This is a genomic window from Archangium violaceum, from assembly GCF_016887565.1.
GTDB lineage: Bacteria > Myxococcota > Myxococcia > Myxococcales > Myxococcaceae > Archangium > Archangium violaceum_B.
This window is the reverse complement of record NZ_CP069396.1, coordinates 870,117-887,345: the sequence shown is the minus strand read 5'-3', so window position 1 is coordinate 887,345 and position 17,229 is coordinate 870,117. Positions and strand designations below refer to the sequence as shown.

Sequence of the window (17,229 nt, the reverse complement as noted above, 5' to 3'; positions counted from 1 at the left end):
GCGCGAGCTCACTGCTTCAGGTGCTCGGCGAGGAAGCCCTTCACCTGCTCCCAGGCGGCGGCCGCGGCCTCCGCGTTGTACCGGTCCGGAGAGGAGGGGTTGGCGAAGGCGTGGGGCGCGTCGTATTTGAGGATGCGGTGGGGCACGCCGGCGTCCGACAGTGCCTCGTCGAACTCCTCCACCACGTCGTTGGGGATGGAGGCGTCCTGGGTGCCGAAGACGCCCAGCAGCGGCGCCTTGATGGACTTGAGCTCGTCCACGTTCGTCACCGGGCGCCCGTAGTACATGACGACCGCGCTCAGCTCCGGGATGCTCATGCCCGCCTGGAGCGACCACGCCCCGCCGAAGCACCAGCCGATGACGCCCGTGCGGTTGGACTGCAGCCGGCTGTCGGTCATCAGGAACTGGTGGGCCGCCTGGAGGACCTCCCGCGCGCGCTTCGGGTCCACCTGCTTCATCGCGGCCATCGCCTCCTCGCGCGTGGTGAGCACCTTGCCACCGTACAGGTCCACCGCCAGGGCCGCGTAGCCCTGGGCCGCCAGCCGGTCCGCCCAGTGCATGATGTGCTCGTTGAGCCCCCAGAACTCGTGGATGACGAGCACGCTCGGCACCGGCACCCGGGCGTTCTCCGGCAGGCTCAGGTAGGCCCGCTCGCCCGCCACTTGAATCATCTGCCCCTTGCGAGGCGGCGCCGCCTCCGTCTTCAGCTGGTGCAGCTCCTGGAACTGCTTCTCCGTCAGCCCGCCCAGCTCCTCGCGCCGCTCCTCCGACGTGCCCTTCTCCGCGCCCTGCTTCGTCGCACAGCCGCCCAGGGCGAGCACCACCACCGCGACTGCCCACATCTTCCGCAGACTCATGGATTCCTCCTGTGAGCCCTCGCGTAGCGCGACCCCCGCGCCCATTCCAGGGGCTTCTCCGCCAGGTGGAGGAAAGACGACGGGCCACCCGGCGCTCCGCCCCGGCGAGGGGTGGAACCGGATGGCCCGTGAAGGACGACCTGACCCGCGGGACTACTTCTTGGGCTGGCCCTGCTGCTGACCGCCCTGCTGCTGCTGGCCACCCTGCTGCTGGCCGGGAGTGCCCGGAGCGCCCGGAGTGCCGGCGGGCATCGGGGGCGGCTCGTTCTTCTGCACCTCGAGCAGCTCCACCTCGAAGACGAGCGCGGAGCCACCCGGGATGCCCGGGGTGCCGCGGTCGCCGTAGGCGAGGTCGGAGGGGCACACCAGCTTGGCCTTGCCGCCGGCCTTCATCTTCTGCAGACCCTCGGTCCAGCACTTGATGACGCCGTTGAGCGGGAACTGGGCCGGCTCATTGCGCTTGTAGGAGCTGTCGAACTCCTTGCCATCCGGCAGCGTGCCCTTGTAGTTCACCTTCACCACGTCGGTGGGGCCGGGCTGTGCGCCGGTGCCCTCGGTCAGCGACGTGAAGATGAGGCCCGACTCGGTCTTCGTCGCGCCCTGCGCCTTGGCCTGCTCCTCCAGGAAGGCCTTGGACTTCACCTTCTCCTTCTCCGCGCGGGACGTGGCGCGCGTGCGAGCCAGCTCGGGCAGCTTCGGCCCGAACGTCTGGATGTCCACGACGGGCTCCTTGCCCTGCACCGACGCCGTGAGGCCCGCCTTCACGTACTCCAGCTCCTCGGGCGACATGTCGAACACCTGGATCTGCCGGCCCAGGGAGAGTCCGAGCGCGTAGAAGGTCTTCTGCTCGTCCGTCTGGGGGTTGGCTCCGGTCCCCTCCTTGGTACCGCCCTGCTGCTGACAGCCCGCCACGGCGAGCATCACCGCCATCACCAGAATCTTCCGCATGTGTCTGTCCTGCCTTTCGATGACCAGGGCAGCGAGCGCTGCCCGCGCGGGCGTCCTTATACAAAAGAACCGGGCGGCCCGGCGCGGCAGCGGGGTGTCCTTATCTTTTTCCGGAGCGCCGGGAACCACGGGGCCCCACCCGTCCACCGCCGGTAGGGGGATTCCCGGCGGGTCGACGACCCAGGAGGCACCCGAGCATGGAGATGGACGTGCGGAGTGTGCTGGACTCCTTGGGGGACCCACTACTGGTGGTGGATCGCTCGGCCCTCATCCTCCACTCCAACGCCGGGGTGAGGGAGCTGCTGGGCTGGTCCCGCCTGGAGCTGCTCGGCCGCCCGCTCTCCACGGTGATTCCAAGCGGCCTGCCAGGGCTGCCCCGGGAAGGCCCGAGCGTCCCTCCCTGGGGTCGGAGAGCCACGCCGCCCCCACCCCGCCAGCCCCTGCGGGTGCGTGCCCTGCGGCACGATGGCGGCGTCCGGGAGGTGGCGGCGCGACTCTCCCCGTGGCCGGGGGGCGAGGCCGAGGGCCTGCTCGTCGTCTCCATCCACGAGCTGGACGCCCAGGTGGAGCTGGAGCGGCAACTGGAGCTGTGCAGGCGGCTGAACGTGCTGGATGCCGCGCTCACCCAGGTGCTCGCGCTGGCGTCGGACGAGGAGGAGGCGGCCCACGCCCTCCTGCGGGCCTGCGGGGAAACGGAGGAGTGGGTGGTGGGCACGTACTGGCAGCTGGAGCCCGAGGAGCAGGTGCTGGTGCCCCTCACCTTTTGGACGTCGTCCTGCGAGCTGGGCGACTTCGCGAGCGTCACCCTGCGGCGTACCTTCACCCCTCCCGAGGGGCTGCCGGGCCGGGTGTGGTCCCTCCGGGAGCCGGTGTGTGTGCGGGACGTGACCCAGGAGGCGGGCTTCTTCCGCGCGGACGTGGCGGCCCGGAGAAACCTGCGCGGAGGACTCTTCATCCCGGTGGTGGGCGGTGGCCGGGTGTACGGCGTGCTGGAGCTGTTCAGCCGCGAGCCCCGGCAGAACCCGCGGGAGGACGAGGTCATCGCGACCACGATCGGCCAACGGTTTGGACAGTTCCTCGACCGGCTGCGCCTGAGCGAGGCGGAGCTGGTCCGCGGCAGCGCCCCGCGGCGCATCTGGGACTCGGACCTGCTGGGGCTGTTCGTCAGCAACAACCACGGCCGGCTGCTGGACGCCAACGCCACCCTGCTGCGGATGCTGGGCTACTCGCGCAGGGACCTGGGCGAGGAGCGCCTCACGTGGGCCACGCTGACGCCGCCGCGCCAGCGCATCACCCTGGAGGGGGCCCTGCGGCGGCTGCGCTCCGAGGGGGTCTTCCACTCCATGGAGGGGGAGTTGCTGCGCAAGGACGGCGATGGCGTGCGGGTGCTGCTGGGCTCGGCGAGCCTGGACGAGGGACGCGTGGCGACGTTCGTGGTGGACCTGTCGGACTGGAAGCCGGCGGAGAGCGGCCCACTCCGTGAGGTGGAGAGCCGGCTCCAGTCCCTCATCTCCCACGCCCCCGTGGTGCTCTTCGCGCTGGACCGCGACGGCGTCTTCACCCTCTCCGAGGGACAGGGGCTCGGGGTGCTGGGATTGAAGCCCGGGCAGGTGGTGGGCATGTCCGTGTTCGAGGTCTACCGCTCCGAGCCGGCCGTGCTGACCCACGTGCGGCGGGCGCTCGCCGGGGACGACTTCTTCTCGGTGGAGTTGCTGAGCACCGGGCTGGTGTACGAGACGCACTGGACGCCGCTGAGGGACTCGGACGGACGGCTGGCGGGCACCCTGGGGCTGGCGGTGGACGTCACCCAGCGGGAGCGCGAGGCGCGCTGGCGGGCCCAGCTGCTCGCGGAGGCGGAGGAGGCGCGCTCGGTGGCGGAGCGCGCGGTGAAGGTGCGCGACGACTTCCTGAGCGTCGCATCGCACGAGCTGAAGACACCCCTCACCTCGCTGAACCTGCAACTGCACGCGCTGTTGAAGCGGGCGCGCCAGGGACAACGGCCGGAGGACACCGAGCAGGTGGGGCGGCTGGAGAAGGCCCAGCGGCACCTGCAGAAGCTGGCGCGGATGATGGACGACCTCCTGGACGTGTCGCGGGTGGCGGAGGGGCAGCTGCGGCTGGAGCTGGGCGAGGTGGACCTGGTGCGGCTGGTGCGCGAGGTGTTGGAGCGCTTCCAGGAGGAGGCGCAGCGGACGGGGACGCACCTGGAGCTGAAGGGAGAGGACGCGGTGGTGGGACGGTGGGACCGCACGCGGCTGGAGCAGGTGGTGACGAACCTGGTGTCCAACGCGTTGAAGTACGGGGCGGGAGCGCCGGTGGAGCTTCACGTGCGCTCCAGTGGGAGCCTGGCGCTGCTGGAGGTGACGGACCATGGCATCGGCATCTCTCCGGCCGACCTGGCGCGCATCTTCGAGAAGTTCGAGCGCGCAGTGCCGGTGCGAAAGTACGGTGGGTTTGGACTGGGGCTCTACATCGTGCGCCAGTTGGTGGAGGCGCTGGGGGGAGCGGTGGACGCGGAGAGCACGCCCGGCAAGGGCACCACCTTCCACATCGCGCTGCCCCTGGCGGGGCCCGGTACACATGCGCTACCGCATGCGCCCGCGGAGACGGGCCTGCATTGAGCCGCGAGCCGGGGTAGCATGCGCGGCGGTACTCCAACACCAGGGGTCGGAGGAGTCGTGCAAGCAGCGCATGCGCCACGCACCAGCGTGCTGCTGGTGGATGACCAGCCCTCGGATCTCATCGCGCTGGAGCGCCATCTGAGACCCTTCGAGCTGCACATCGTGAAGGCCCGCTCCGGCGAGGAGGCGCTCGACCTGCTCGAGGACGCGGACTTCGCGCTGGTGCTCATGGACGTGAAGATGCCGGGCCTGGATGGGCTCGAGACGGCGCGGCTGCTGAGGAAGCACGCGCCGGAGCGGAGGCACGTGCCGCTCATCTTCCTCACGGGCGCCTCGCGCGAGGAGGTCTCCGTCGCGCACGGGTATTCGACGGGAGCGGTGGACTGGCTGCGCAAGCCGGTGGAGCCGGAGACGCTGCGCGCCAAGGTGCGCGTCTTCGTGGACCTGCACCGCGAGCGCGAGTCGCTGCGGCGCCAGCAGGCCGAGCTGCACGAGCGGGAGCGGGAGATGCTCGAGGCATCGCGACGGCGGGCCGAGGAAGCGCTGCGCGAGAGCCAGCGCACCCTGTCGACGCTGATGGACAACCTGCCCGGCATGGCCTTCCGCTGCCATCCGGACCGGACGTTCGCGCTCGTGAGCGAGGGGTGCCTGGGGCTCACCGGGTATACCGCCGCCGAGTTCGTCTCGGGCGCCCGCCGTTGGACGGACCTGCTGCACCCGGAGGACGTGGGCCGGGTGGAGCAGGCGGCGGAGGAAGCCTTCGCGGCCGGGCGGCAGCTGACGGTGATGTACCGCATCCAGACGCGGGAAGGCGGCGTGAAGTGGGTCTGGGACCGCTCGGTGGGCATCTACCATCCGGATGGGGCCCTGCGCTTCATCGAGGGCTTCGCCGCGGACATCTCGGACCGCAAGGCGGCGGAGATGGAGCGCGAGCGGCTGGTGACGGAGCTGCGCGAGGCCGTGCGCCTGCGCGAGGAGTTCCTGTCCGTGGCCAGCCACGAGCTGAGGACGCCCCTCACGCCGCTGGCGCTGCGGCTGCAACTGCTGCAACAGGCGTTGGAGGAGAAGTGCCCGGACGCGGAGCCCCTGCACAGGCACGTGGAGGCGGCGCGCGGGCAGGTGCGGCGGCTGACCTCCCTGACGGACAGCCTGTTGGACGCCACGCGCATCTCCAGCGGACGGCTCACGCTGCGCCTCGAGGAGGACGTGGACCTGGCGGCGCTGGTGCGTGACGTGGCCACCGACTTCGAGACGCAGGCGGCGCGCGTGGACTGCCCGTTGGTGGTGGAGGCCGCGGGCCGGATCCTGGGCCGCTGGGACGTACTGAGACTGGAGCAGGTGGTGACGAACCTGCTGTCCAACGCGCTCAAGTTCGGGGCGGGCCGGGCGGTGCACCTGCGCGTGGTGGAGCGGGACGGGTGGGCGCGGCTGACGGTGCGCGACGAGGGCATCGGCATGGACGAGGGCGTGCGCGCGCGTGTCTTCGGCCGCTTCGAGCGGGGCGTGTCGGATCGACACTACGGCGGCCTGGGACTGGGGCTCTACATCTCCCGGGAGGTGGTGGAGGCGCTGGGAGGCCGCATCCACGTGGAGAGCGAGCCGGGACGAGGCGCCACCTTCACCGTCGAGCTGCCGTGCAGGCCGCCGCTGCAGTAGGCGCGGGGCGCGCGCGAGCGATTCGAGAGGAGCACGGAATGACGCAGACGGGGATCGGAGTGGGCGTGGCGAGGACGGAGGTGGAGGTGACGGTGGGAGCGCCGAGGGAGCGGGTGTGGAGGGCGCTGGTGGAGGAGACGGGCCGGTGGTGGCCCCGGGAGTTCTACGTAGGCCGTGAGCCGAAGGGCTTCATCATCGAAGCGCGCCCGGGAGGGCGGGTGTACGAGGACTGGGGCAACGAGGCGGGAGCGCTCTGGTACACGGTGCTGGTGGTGGAGCCGCCGGGGGTGTTGGAGCTGGCGGGGCACCTGACACCGGCATTCGGAGGCCCGGCCACGACGACGGCGCGCCTGACATTGAAGGACGAGGGAGAGCGGACGGTGGTGCGGGTGGAGGACGCGATTTTCGGCCGGGTGGACGAGCACACGGTACCGAGGCTGAGAGAAGGCTGGCGAGCGCTGCTCGGAAGCGGAGGTCTCAAATCCTACGTGGAGACCCCTCCGTGACAACCCCCTCTCCCTCTGGGAGAGGGCCGGGGTGAGGGCCTCCACCGGCTCCTCGTCGCGGTCCGCGTCATTCCCGCCTACAGCCCCGAAGCCGCCTGAAGGCCGTGACGCACCCTGTCGGGGAGCACGCGATTTGCGGATTGAACCGGCGGTGTGTTTCAATTCACATCGCGCTGGGAACGGTCGCGCCCACGAGGGCAATTCCTGACGCATGACGTGCTTCTCACTCTGGATTGGAGAGTCCCCCATGAAGATGACTGATGCCCGTGTCGAGGAGATTCTGTCGGGTTGGCTGTCGGGTTCCGAGACGTCGCTCGGGATGCTCAACCCCGCGGGCCCGCTGTACGTGGGCGGTGCGGCCACCGAGAACGCGCTGACGGACGCATCTGACGCGCTGGTCACCCGGTGCAGCTCGTGCAGCGGCTCGGCCGGCAGCTACTGCTGTTGAGCCGCGGTTGAAGTGACGTCGTCGAGAGCCCCGCGGCACCCGGCGCTCCGCCGAGCGTGCCGTGGGGTGCTCTCCGCGCGACGCGAAGCCCCTTCGGACAAGTCACGAGGAACACAATGGCTGAGAGTCCCGAGTCGGGATGGCTCGTGCGCCCGGTCGTCGCGCTGATTCAACCGTTCCTGGGGAAGCTCACCGAGCGATTCGGCCAGTTGAAAGGCCTGGGTGAAGCCGAGCACGCCCTGCTGCTCGAGGCCGCCCGGACGCGCCTGCGCAATGGCGCCCAGGTGAGGCTCAACCGGGTGTTCCTGTTGGAGCTGCACGCCGCCTCCCTGACGGGGAAGCTCGACGCCACGGAGGAGACCCAGCGCTGGGAGCAGTTCATCGCCCTGGCCTGCACGGAGGACTTCAGCGAGCACCTGCGCCGCCGCTACCCCACGCTGCACGAGCGGCTCGCCACCTTCTGCCAGCTCCAGATGGACGCGGTGCTCATGCTGGTGGAGCGCTTCATCGCGGACCGGGAGCTGCTGGGCACACTGCCGGGCCAGCCCGGGGGCGAGCTGCGCGCCATCTCCCTGGGCGCCGGGGATTCGCACCGTGGCGGCCACACCGTGGCACGGCTGGATTTCGAGCGGGGCTCGGTGATGTACAAGCCGAGGGACGTCCAGGTGGACCTCGCCCTGGAGGCGTTCCTGGAGCGCGTGCTGGCGGACCGTCCGCCCCAGGAGCGCATCCGCGTGCCCAAGGTGCTCGCGCGCGAGGGCTACGGCTGGGCGGAGTTCGTCGAGCACCGCTACTGCGAGGGCGAGGCCGAGTTCATCCGCTTCTACCAGAACCTCGGCCACTGGCTGGCGGTGATGCGGCTGGTGGGTGGCACCGACCTGCACTCGGAGAACCTCGTCGCGCAGGGGCCGGTGCCCGTGGTGGTGGACGTGGAGAGCCTGTTCGATCAGGACACACCGGCGAGCCCCTCCGGCCTGGGCCAGGCGGTGGACATCGCCGCGGAGACCATCCGCACCACCGTGCTGCGCACGGGCCTGCTGCCGCTGCGCGCCAAGGGGCTCGCACTGGGCGGCGTGGACATCTCGGCGGCGGGCGCGCTGCCGGGACAGCAGCCGAAGATTCCCACGCCCACCATCATCGGGGGCGGCACGGACTCGGCGCGGCTGGGAATGACCGAGCTGGAGCTGCCTCCCACGAAGAACCATCCCAGCCCCAAGCCGGTTCTCTACCAGTATTGGGAGCAGATCGTCCTCGGCTTCAGGGAGCTCACCGCGCGCTTCCGGGAGCTGGACGCCGGGGGGGACATCACCGGGCTGCTGCGGCACTTCTCCGGCTGCGAGGTGCGGCGCATCCTCCGGCCGACCCAGGCGTACATGGAGATCGGCCGGATGCTGTGGCATCCCGCGTCGCTGCATGACGCCCCCAAGGCACGCCTGCGCGCCCAGGACGTGCTGCTGCGCAACGCAGAGGTGTTGCCGGGCGCACCGACCGACCCCACCGTCATCGACCGGGAGATCGACGATCTGCTCGCGGGCGATGTGCCCGTCTTCACCGTCCGGGTGGATGACGCGCTCCTCGAGAAGAGCGTCGCCGGCTGGCGCTCGGCGGACCTCGCCCTGGAGGAGATGACCATCCAGGGGGCGCTCGTCAGCGCCTATCTCAACGACCGCGTGCTGCCGCCCCGCACGCAGGAGGCCCTCAAGCAGCCACGCGGGGAGCGGTTGGACGCCCGCCGCAGGACGCTGGCCGCCGCCATGGTGCGGCGGATGCTCGAGGCGTCCATCCGGGGCGCGGATGGCACCCTCACGTGGATCAGTCCGGTGCTCACGGATCTGGGCTGGGTCATCCGCCCGCTGACGGCCGACGTGTATAGCGGACAGGGAGGAGTGGCGTTCGCGCTCGCCGAGTACCTGCACGAGATGCGACAGGGCCGGGTCGATGAGGTGGCGGGCCTGGCGGAGGCGGTGAGGGGAACGCTGGAGGTGCTCCGGGCGACCGAGGACAAGGCCCCCACCCCGCACATCGGCGCCTTCCTGGGCGTGGCGTCGCAGGTGTGGACCTGGAGCTCGCTGCACGACCTGATGGGCGAGCCGTGGATGTTGGAGCGCGCCCGTCTCCGCGCCGAGGTGCTCGAGAAGCGGCTGGAGGAGGAGGACCGGCTGCTGGAGGTGCTCGGAGGAGCGGCCGGTGTCATCGTGCCGATGCTCAACCTGTCCGAGCAGACCGGGGAGACGCGGTGGCTGGAGCTGGCCGCGAGGGCGGGCCGGAAGTTGGAGGGTGGCGCGATGCGCGACGGGGTGGGAGCCCGGTGGGCCACCTCGATGTTCCCCGAGGCGATTGGAGGCTTCGCCCACGGCGCGACGGGGATCGGCTGGGCCCTGGCGCGGCTGGGGCTCAGCGCGGCCGGGACGGAGGCGGAGCGCCAGCGGTGGCGCGAGCTGGCCGACCAGGCCTTCGCCTTCGAGGAGTCGCTGTACCGTGCCGACAGGGGCGTCTGGGTGGACGTGCGGCGTGGCAGCGCCGTCGAGTACGTCAACGCGTGGTGCCACGGCAGCATGGGCATCGGGCTGGCGGCGTTCGACCTCCATGCGCGCACCGGCGAGGCGCGGTACCTGGACGTGGCCCGGCGGGCGCGCGCCGCGGGGCTGCGCGAGGGCTTCGGCTGGAGCCACACGCTCTGCCACGGGGACCTGGGGTTGTGGGAGTTGCTGGAAACCGCGCGGAGCCTCGACCCGGACGACAGCGGACCCGACCGGGAGTGGATGGACACGCAGCTGCTGTCCGGTCTGGAGGAGCGGGGGCCGGTGGGAGGACAGGCCCGGGAGGCCTTCTCTCCGGGGTTGATGCCGGGACTCGGGGGTGTCATCCACCTGCTGCTGCGGATGCACCCCGAGCAGTCCCTGACCACGCCGCTGCTGCTCGGCAGGTACGGGCAATCGCTCCGGCAGGTGCGCGCCGCGCGCGAGCGGTAGCCAGCCCGCCGAGCCCCCTCTCGGCGCCTCGGGGCCCATGGCGTCCCGTGCCCCGCGTGACCACCCTGCCCCCGAGCGGGGCACCGCGCGCACGGGGGAGGACGATGAAGGCACGGGGTGGAGTCGGCGCGCTGCTGCTAGTCGCGGGGCTGTTGGCGGGAGCGGAAGCGGGAGCCGAGGAGAAGCGGGGCCACGGCTGGGACATCACGGTGGAGGCCAACACGGACTTCCCGCTGTCGGTGGGCGGACGGGTAGGCGTGGAGTCCCCATGGCGGCTGCGCCTGTCGACATCCCTGGGCTACCTGCCAGCAACATACGTGCGAGCGGTGAACGACGTGGCGGTGGGGCTGGGCGCCTATGAGCGGGACCGCGCGACACTCATCGAGGAGGCGCTGCAGAGCTCGCTGGTGTGGAGGACGCACGTGGGCTGGCGCCCCTTCCCGAGCGCGGGCTTCTACGTGGAGGGTGGCTACGGGCTGGTGGCGCTCGGTGGCGAGACGAACCCGGAGGATGTGCTGGTGGCGCTGACGGGCGTGGAACCTCCGGCGGGCGAGTCCGTGCTCAACCGCGAGTACCGCGTGCGCTCCGTGTTGCACATGTTGGACGTGGAGTTGGGCTGGCGGTGGGGACTGGGCTCGGGCTGGACGATGCGCACGGCACTGGGCGCGGCCTTCACGCTCGACTCCAACAGCCGGGTGGAGCCCCAGTTCGAGCCGAGCCAACCGCTGCTCGTCACCGCCTTCTCCCGCTTCGCCGAGGGCTACCTGGACAGGACCTTCGAGCAGTACGTGCACTTCCCCGTGTTCTCCCTGTCCCTGGGCTACGCTTTCTAAAGCGACGGCAGAGGGTGGATGGCTACATGCGGGACTTCCCGTCGCAGCTGCGCGACCACACCCTCTTCCAAATCAAACAGATGTTGGAGCACAAGGACTTCACGCTGGCGACGCAAGCCCAGCTGAAGCTGGCCGAGAAGCTCATCGAGCAGCAGGACCGGTTGATGGAGAAGGTGCGATGACGAAGAGGGCCTCACACCCGAGCGTGGAGGAGTTGGCGGAGCGGCTCCGGGATGCGAGGCGGGCGGGCGCACCGGGAGACGAGGAGCGGCTGCGGCTGCACCGCGAACTGGCATCGGAGCACCCCGCGTTCACGCCCAACCTGCTGGAGCTCGCGAGGCAGTTGCAGGTCGCGGACGAGCCGGGCCGAGACGCGGAGGAGACCTTCACGGAGGCGCAGCGGTTGCTGGAGCAGGCAGTGGTGGGCTCGGAGCGGAGCGCGCCGGCGGTAGTGGAGTTGGGGTACTTCCTGGACACCCTCCGCAACGCTCCCGAGAAGGCCATGCCTTTGTACGAGGAGGGTGCGGCGAAGGCGTTGGAGACGCTGGAGGACGCGTGGGCGGGGCTGCTGCGAGCCTGGGTGCACGAGAGGACGAAGGAGTCACTGGGGAAGGCGCTGCGGCTGAGCGAGCAGGCGGAGAAGCTCTTCCCAGACTCGGGCCGCATCCAGAGCGTGGTGCACGACGCAAAACGAGCCGCCACCCTGGAGGGCCTGCTGAAGTAACAAACAACCCCTCTCCCTCTGGGAGAGGGACGGGGTGAGGGTATCCGCCCCCCGGGTTGCCACCGTTCCCAGCCCCGCTCGCGTAATCTAGGGGCACCCCATGAGCCGTCTGCGCCGCGCGACCCGTGAAGACAACACCCGCCTGCTCGATCTCTTCGGCTCGGTGCCGATGCAGGGAGAGCTCGTACTGACGACCCAGCGCTCACCGGACTTCTTCAGCCTCTACGACATCCAACGAGGAGACACGGAGCTCTGGGTGCACGAGGTGGAGGACGGGCTGGATGGGATGGGGACCATCCTCGTCAGAGACGGCTGGCTGGAGGGCCGGCCCTGCCGGGTGGGGTACCTGGGGGACCTGCGCACGCGCTTCTCCGCGAGACGCAGCCGGGGCCTGGCACGCTTCTACGGACCGGTGCTGGAGGAAACAGCGAAGCGGCTGGGCGTGGAAGCCTTCCTCACGTCGGTGATGGCCAGCAACGCGGCGGCTCTGCAGGCGCTGGTGAAGCGCAAGGCGAACCGGGTGAACCAGCCGCACTACACGCGGCTGCGCCGCTTCTCCGCCGTGTCCGTGCACTTCACCCGCCGCCGCCAGCCGGGGCGTAGCCGCTTCCAGGTACGGCGCGCCACACCCGGGGACGTGCCGGCCATGAGCGCACTGTTGGACGCGGACCACCGCGCGAGGCCCTTTGGCTACCGCTATGACCAGGGAGAGCTGCAACACCGTCTCGAGCGCTGGCCGGGCCTGAGCGTGGAGGGCAGCTACCTGGCCTTCGATGGAGGCGGGAGGCTGGTGGGGTGCACCTCGGTATGGGATCCGGAAGCGGTGAAGCGCTACCGGGTGCTGGCGTACCGGGGCTCGATGCGCTGGGTGAAGTGGGGCTACGACGCGATGGCCACGGTGCTGCGCGCGCCGCGGCTGCCGGAGCCCGGACACGACTTCCGCTACTTCTACCTGTGCAACACCAGCATCACGGGGGAGGACCCGGACATCCTGCGCGCCCTGGTGGAGCACGTGTACGCGGACCACCACGGCAAGGGGTACCACTTCTTCTCGCTGTACATGGACCACGACGACCCGCACGAGCCAGCGCTGAAGGGCTTCTTCCAGCGCAGGCTGGACTTCCACCTCTACGCGGTGACACCGGCGGGCCTGGCGCGCGAGCACTTCCCCGCGGGGCGCACCGGCTTCGAGATGGCGCTGGCCTGAAGCCCGCTCAGCCCCAGCCCCACGGAGAGAGCTGCCGCATCATGACGAGCTTCGGGTACGCGCAGCGGAAGCCCGCGCGCTCGTAGTTGCGCTGCGAGGCCGTCTGGGGCTCCGTCGAGGCGGTCACCACGTCGCAGCCCCGCTCCGCCGCCCAGGCCATCCGCGCGTGGATGAGCGCGAGCTGGAGCCTCCGCCCCCGGAACGCTGGCACCACACCATCCGCCGACAGCAAGGCCACCCCGCCCGTCGCCGAGACCACGCCCACGCCGCGGGGCTCGCCCTCCTGGAGCGCCAGGAAGCAGGTGTTTCCCTCGGTGCGGGCGATGCCCAGACCCCCTGCCAGCTCCACCTCGGACGAAGTAGGCCGCCCCACGAAGCAGAGGAAGAAGAGCTCGGACCAGAGCCGCTCCTCGCCCGGGCGCACGGGCCGGACCTCGACACCCGGAACGGGCGGTGGCACGGGCGACGGCGACCGCCACCAGACCTGGAGGAAACGCTCCACGCGGTAGCCGCGCGCGGCCAGCTTCACCGAGAACGAGGGCTCGCAGAACGGATTCAGCTCGATGCGGACGGTGCCTCCGCCCGCGCCCAGGTGGGACTCGATGCGCTCGAGGTCCTCCGTTCCCACCAACCCCTCGAGCCCCACACCGATGGCCACCGAGTAGGGCGAGCGCGGCCCGAGGTAGATGGCCCGCCCCCCCGCGACCCGGAGCGAGGGCACGCCCTGCCGCGAGGGAAACGGAGTCCGATCGACCTGCTCCGCCTGGGCGTTCTCGATGCGCAGCGCCAACACGCGGGGATCCAGGTGGGAAAAGGAAACGGCTGTCATGCGAGCCTCCAGGCCCGAGTCTGAGCGGGAGCAGCCAGCCGGTCGAGCGCGCTTGCGAGGTATACGTCGTCCACTCCATGCTTCGTGGATGAAAACACTCCGACTCCTGGGTGTCCTGAGCTCGGGACTCCTGCTCGGCGCCGGCTGCGCCACCCGCCACGCCTCCACGGCGCCGGCCAGCGCCCCGGCGGACACCGACGAGGCGCGCCTGGACCGGGCCGCCCTGGGTCTTCGGGGACCGGAGCGCGAGGCCTCGCTCGCGGACCTGGAGAAGCTCTCGCGCGAGCTGGAGTCCCGCGTCGGAAAGAACCCCCAGGATGCCCGGCTCCACGCGCTGCTGGCGCGGGTGACCTTCCTCCTCCACCGGGGAGACTGGGGACGCGAGGGGGCCGATCGAGCCCTCGCGCTGGCACCGGACCTCGCGGAGCCCCACTACATCAAGGCCTTCCTGCTCGGCGGCGGGGACCAGGCCGAGGCCGCGCTCACCGACGCCATCCGTGCCACCGAGCTGGAGCCAAAGCGAGGCCGGTACTGGCATCTGCTGGGCACGCTGTACCTGCAGCTCGATCGGCCGGCCGAGGCCCGGGCGGCCATCAACCAGACGCTCGTGCTGGAGCCGCGCAACGCGCAGGCGCTCTTCCTTCTCGGCCTGCTGCACATGGATCAGGGAAGACCCCAGGAAGCGCTGGACGCCTACGAGAAGGCACGCGAGGCAGAGCCGGGCTTCGCCCTGGCGCACTACAACGCCGGGCAGTTGCGGCAGCTGCGCGGCGAGCCCGCCCTGGCGCTGGAGTGCTTCCAGAAGGCGGCGGACCTGGAGCCACAGGACTGGAAGACGCGCGCCAAGCTGGTGCAGATGCACCAGGCGCTCGGGAACAAGAAGCAGCGGGACACCGAGCGCGAGGCGGTGCTGCTGCTGCACCAGGCGGGCAAGGTGGACAAGGACTACTTCATCCGCGACCAGTTCCAGGAGTCGGGCCGCAACGTACTGGTAGTGGAGAACTTCGAGCTGGAGGGGGACTGGGCCAAGCGCTACGAGTTCCAGGTGTACGAGCCGGACAAGGAGCAGCCCGCGTTCGTCGTGTCGCTGGGCTCCTACGCCTTCGCCAACGCGTTCGTGAAGGAGAAGGACCCCTCGGCGCCGCGCGTGTTCCACCTGGACGGCTACTACCCGGGCAACGTGCACGAGACCTTCGGTTTCTTCCAGAGCGAGCCCTCCTATGACGAGACGCGGGAGCTGCTCGTCTCCATCCTGCGGGGCGAGCTGAAGCCCCAGTCCTCCTCGAAGCCAAAACAGTGACGGGTGGCGCGGAGACCCGGGGTGGGGTGCGGCCCGGGGACCGGTCGGCTAGGCTGCGCGCCCCAGGAGATGACCCATGTGGGCTCGCGCATTCTTCGATGACGCCGCCAAGGCGAAGGCCGCGGACGAGGTGAAGGCCATCGAGGCCCGGACCGCCGCCGAGGTGGTGGTGTCCGTGCACCGCACCTCTGGCCATTACCGGCACACGGACTACCTCGTGGGCTTCGTGCTGGCGCTGGTGACGCTGGTGGCCATGCTGTACCTGCCGCAGGAGTTCCCGCTCGAGTTCTTCCCCATCGACGTGGCGCTGTCCTTCGTGGTGGGAGCGACCGTGAGCGCGGCCCTGCCCGGCGTGCGCCGGTGGCTCACGTCGCGCAAGCTGCTGGAGGAGAACGTGCGGAGGGCGGCGCGGGCGGCCTTCGTGGAGCTCGGCATCTCCCGCACCACGGGGCGCACGGGCATCCTCGTGTTCGTCTCCACCTTCGAGCGGCGCGTGGAGGTGGTGCCCGACATCGGAGTGGACACCGCCGCGCTGGGCAAGGAGTGGGAGGAGGCGCTGGCGAAGCTGTCGGCCGCCGTGGCCGCCTCCGAGTCCCCCGAGCCCTTCTTCGAGGCGATGCGACTGCTGGCCTCCCCGTTGGAGCGGGTGCTGCCGCGCTCCGCCGATGACGTCAACGAGCTTCCCGACGCTCCCCACGCCGCGTGAGACCCATGAGACGCTCCCTTCATTGGCTGGCCTTCGCCGCCCCCCTGCTGCTCGCGCTGGTGCTCGTGGTGCCGGAGAGCCTGGCGCGGCCGGGCGGTGGCAACACCTACCGCGGCTCGAGCTCCTCCCGAGGCTCGTCCAGCAGCTCCAGCTCCTCCCGGAGCTACTCCAGCAGCTCGTCGCGCAGCTACTCCAGCGGCTCCAGCTACTCCGGGAGCAGCTACTCGTACAGCGACGGTTCCTCCAGCTCGAGCGGCGGAGGCTTCTGCTGCACCCTGATGATGGTGATGGTCATCATCGGGGCGGTCGTCGTCGTGCAACAGATGCAGAAGAAGGGGGGTGACTGGAGCACGACGGTGCCCCAGCAGCCCCCGCCCGGAGGTAACGCGGAGCGCGCGGGAGCGGCGAGGGAGAGGCTGACGCGGCTGCGCACGGTGGGCCCGCCCGGAGCGAATGGAAAGCCGGTGCCGTTCGACCCGGACTTCTCGCTGGTGCCCTTCGAGGACTTCCTCTACGCGCTCTATGCCAAGGCCCACGAGGCGCGTGGCGGAGGACGGCTGGACACGCTGGCCGCGTACCTGTCGCCCCAGGCGCGCGAGGCCCTGCGGAACCTCGGCCAGCCGGCGCGGGTGCAGGCGGTGGTGGTGGGCTCCATGCAGTACCTGAGCACCTCCTCCCTGTGGCCGAACAGCACGCGGGTGACCGTGAGCATCCGCTTCGAGGCCAACTACACCGAGCAGAGCTCGCGCGGCTCGGAGCAGAGCTACTACGTGGCGGAGGACTGGACGCTGTCGCGTGGAACGGCGGTGAAGTCGCGCTCGCCGGACCAGGCGCGGGTGTTCAAGTGCCCCAACTGCGGCGCGCCGCTGGACGGCATGAGGGGCAGCACGTGCTCGTACTGCGAGCAGAAGGTGGACACGGGCGAGTTCGACTGGGTGGTGGAGAGCGTGCAACCGCTGGAGCGAGAGGCGCGCGGACCGCAGCTCGGCGGTGACACGCCCGAGGAGGGCACGCACCTGCCCACCGTGAAGCAGTCCCAGGTGGACGAGCGCATGCGGCGGCTGCTGACGCAGGACCCGAACATGACCTGGGACGCACTCAACCAGCGCCTCGGGCTCATCTTCCAGGAGATGCAGGTGGCCTGGTCCAACCGCCAGTGGGAGCGGGCCCGTCCCTACGTGAGCGACAGCCTCTTCCAGTCGCAGCTCTACTGGATGGACGCCTACAAGCAGGCGGGGCTGCGCAACATCACCGAGAACGCGCGCATCACCTGCGTGGAGCTGGCCCGGGTGGTGAGTGACAAGTACTACCACTCCATCACGGTGCGCATGTTCGCCACGAGCCTGGACTACACGGTGCGGGACTCGGACGGGAAGCAGGTGTCCGGCAGCCGGTCGCGCGAGCGCCAGTACAGCGAATACTGGACGCTCATTCGCGGCACGTCGGCCAAGGGCAGGCCGAGCGCGGACAAGCGGTGCCCCTCGTGCGGCGCACCGCTGTCCATCAACATGGCGGGCAACTGCACGCACTGCTCGGCCCGGGTGACGTCCGGCGACTTCGACTGGGTGCTCAGCCGCATCGAGCAGGACGAGTCCTACCAGGGCTGAGCTCCGTGGAAGGCC

General features: G+C 70.5%; 15 protein-coding genes. 12 read left to right on the top strand and 3 right to left on the bottom strand.

The genetic code is table 11. From position 1 onward, the window contains the following. Positions 1-8: 8 nt before the first annotated feature. Both JRI60_RS03760 and JRI60_RS03755 read right to left on the bottom strand, forming a co-directional pair. Positions 9-857 (bottom strand): dienelactone hydrolase family protein, encoded by an 849-nt coding sequence (locus JRI60_RS03760; RefSeq protein ID WP_239470330.1) that lies wholly within the window; start codon positions 855-857, stop codon positions 9-11. A 153-nt stretch (positions 858-1,010) separates the two neighbouring features. Further along, entirely contained in the window at positions 1,011-1,805 is a 795-nt protein-coding gene (locus tag JRI60_RS03755) for an FKBP-type peptidyl-prolyl cis-trans isomerase (protein ID WP_204224500.1), read from the bottom strand. 197 nt (positions 1,806-2,002) lie between these two features. Here JRI60_RS03755 and JRI60_RS03750 point away from each other — a divergent pair, with 197 nt between their 5' ends. From JRI60_RS03750 to JRI60_RS03710, 9 genes are all read left to right on the top strand, one after another. Further along, complete coding sequence (locus JRI60_RS03750; protein WP_204224499.1) at positions 2,003-4,426, top strand: ATP-binding protein; 2,424 nt, start codon at positions 2,003-2,005, stop codon at positions 4,424-4,426. 57 nt (positions 4,427-4,483) lie between these two features. Next, complete coding sequence (locus JRI60_RS03745) at positions 4,484-6,082, top strand: sensor histidine kinase (protein WP_239470329.1); 1,599 nt, start codon at positions 4,484-4,486, stop codon at positions 6,080-6,082. A 38-nt stretch (positions 6,083-6,120) separates the two neighbouring features. Continuing rightward, positions 6,121-6,588: an SRPBCC family protein gene (locus tag JRI60_RS03740; protein WP_204224497.1), complete on the top strand. Its 468-nt coding sequence runs from the start codon at positions 6,121-6,123 to the stop codon at positions 6,586-6,588. A gap of 247 nt (positions 6,589-6,835) precedes the next feature. Next, positions 6,836-7,036, top strand: a complete 201-nt coding sequence (locus tag JRI60_RS03735) for a DUF6229 family protein (protein ID WP_239470328.1) — start codon at positions 6,836-6,838, stop codon at positions 7,034-7,036. 116 nt (positions 7,037-7,152) lie between these two features. Then, positions 7,153-10,008 carry a type 2 lanthipeptide synthetase LanM family protein gene (locus JRI60_RS03730; RefSeq protein ID WP_204224496.1) on the top strand — a complete coding sequence of 952 codons (2,856 nt, stop codon included), beginning with the start codon at positions 7,153-7,155 and terminating at the stop codon, positions 10,006-10,008. Between the two features lie 317 nt (positions 10,009-10,325). Continuing rightward, positions 10,326-10,841 (top strand): hypothetical protein, encoded by a 516-nt coding sequence (locus JRI60_RS03725; RefSeq protein ID WP_204224495.1) that lies wholly within the window; start codon positions 10,326-10,328, stop codon positions 10,839-10,841. Between the two features lie 26 nt (positions 10,842-10,867). After that, positions 10,868-11,023 (top strand): hypothetical protein, encoded by a 156-nt coding sequence (locus JRI60_RS03720; RefSeq protein WP_204224494.1) that lies wholly within the window; start codon positions 10,868-10,870, stop codon positions 11,021-11,023. Next, positions 11,020-11,565 carry a hypothetical protein gene (locus tag JRI60_RS03715; RefSeq protein WP_204224493.1) on the top strand — a complete coding sequence of 182 codons (546 nt, stop codon included), beginning with the start codon at positions 11,020-11,022 and terminating at the stop codon, positions 11,563-11,565. The genes JRI60_RS03720 and JRI60_RS03715 overlap by 4 nt, the downstream gene beginning before the upstream one ends. Before the next feature lie 100 nt (positions 11,566-11,665). Beyond that, entirely contained in the window at positions 11,666-12,772 is a 1,107-nt protein-coding gene (locus tag JRI60_RS03710; RefSeq protein ID WP_204224492.1) for a GNAT family N-acetyltransferase, read from the top strand. 7 nt (positions 12,773-12,779) lie between these two features. Here the strand turns inward: JRI60_RS03710 and JRI60_RS03705 are convergent, their stop codons facing one another. Continuing rightward, on the bottom strand, positions 12,780-13,601 hold the full coding sequence (locus JRI60_RS03705; protein ID WP_204224491.1) for a GNAT family N-acetyltransferase: 822 nt from the start codon (positions 13,599-13,601) through the stop codon (positions 12,780-12,782). Between the two features lie 88 nt (positions 13,602-13,689). Between JRI60_RS03705 and JRI60_RS03700 the strand changes: the two genes are divergently transcribed. The 3 genes from JRI60_RS03700 (at position 13,690) to JRI60_RS03690 (ending at position 17,214) form a co-directional block, all read left to right on the top strand. Continuing rightward, a complete protein-coding gene (locus JRI60_RS03700) occupies positions 13,690-14,901 on the top strand; it encodes a tetratricopeptide repeat protein (protein WP_204224490.1) in 1,212 nt (403 codons plus the stop codon). Between the two features lie 76 nt (positions 14,902-14,977). Further along, the gene (locus JRI60_RS03695; protein WP_204224489.1) at positions 14,978-15,607 is read left to right on the top strand and encodes a hypothetical protein; all 630 of its coding nucleotides are present in this window, start codon (positions 14,978-14,980) and stop codon (positions 15,605-15,607) included. Between the two features lie 5 nt (positions 15,608-15,612). Then, positions 15,613-17,214 (top strand): TIM44-like domain-containing protein, encoded by a 1,602-nt coding sequence (locus JRI60_RS03690; protein ID WP_204224488.1) that lies wholly within the window; start codon positions 15,613-15,615, stop codon positions 17,212-17,214. The last annotated feature ends 15 nt before the right edge of the window (positions 17,215-17,229 follow it).

What these genes read in the sequence shown, in the direction of transcription:
- JRI60_RS03760 (WP_239470330.1), bottom strand. Translation starts at nt 857, where the DNA reads ATGAGTCTGCGGAAGATGTGGGCAGTCGCGGTGGTGGTGCTCGCCCTG.
- JRI60_RS03755 (WP_204224500.1), bottom strand. Translation starts at nt 1,805, where the DNA reads ATGCGGAAGATTCTGGTGATGGCGGTGATGCTCGCCGTGGCGGGCTGT.
- JRI60_RS03750 (WP_204224499.1), top strand. Translation starts at nt 2,003, where the DNA reads ATGGAGATGGACGTGCGGAGTGTGCTGGACTCCTTGGGGGACCCACTA.
- JRI60_RS03740 (WP_204224497.1), top strand. Translation starts at nt 6,121, where the DNA reads ATGACGCAGACGGGGATCGGAGTGGGCGTGGCGAGGACGGAGGTGGAG.
- JRI60_RS03735 (WP_239470328.1), top strand. Translation starts at nt 6,836, where the DNA reads ATGAAGATGACTGATGCCCGTGTCGAGGAGATTCTGTCGGGTTGGCTG.
- JRI60_RS03730 (WP_204224496.1), top strand. Translation starts at nt 7,153, where the DNA reads ATGGCTGAGAGTCCCGAGTCGGGATGGCTCGTGCGCCCGGTCGTCGCG.
- JRI60_RS03720 (WP_204224494.1), top strand. Translation starts at nt 10,868, where the DNA reads ATGCGGGACTTCCCGTCGCAGCTGCGCGACCACACCCTCTTCCAAATC.
- JRI60_RS03715 (WP_204224493.1), top strand. Translation starts at nt 11,020, where the DNA reads ATGACGAAGAGGGCCTCACACCCGAGCGTGGAGGAGTTGGCGGAGCGG.
- JRI60_RS03710 (WP_204224492.1), top strand. Translation starts at nt 11,666, where the DNA reads ATGAGCCGTCTGCGCCGCGCGACCCGTGAAGACAACACCCGCCTGCTC.
- JRI60_RS03705 (WP_204224491.1), bottom strand. Translation starts at nt 13,601, where the DNA reads ATGACAGCCGTTTCCTTTTCCCACCTGGATCCCCGCGTGTTGGCGCTG.
- JRI60_RS03700 (WP_204224490.1), top strand. Translation starts at nt 13,690, where the DNA reads ATGAAAACACTCCGACTCCTGGGTGTCCTGAGCTCGGGACTCCTGCTC.
- JRI60_RS03695 (WP_204224489.1), top strand. Translation starts at nt 14,978, where the DNA reads ATGTGGGCTCGCGCATTCTTCGATGACGCCGCCAAGGCGAAGGCCGCG.
- JRI60_RS03690 (WP_204224488.1), top strand. Translation starts at nt 15,613, where the DNA reads ATGAGACGCTCCCTTCATTGGCTGGCCTTCGCCGCCCCCCTGCTGCTC.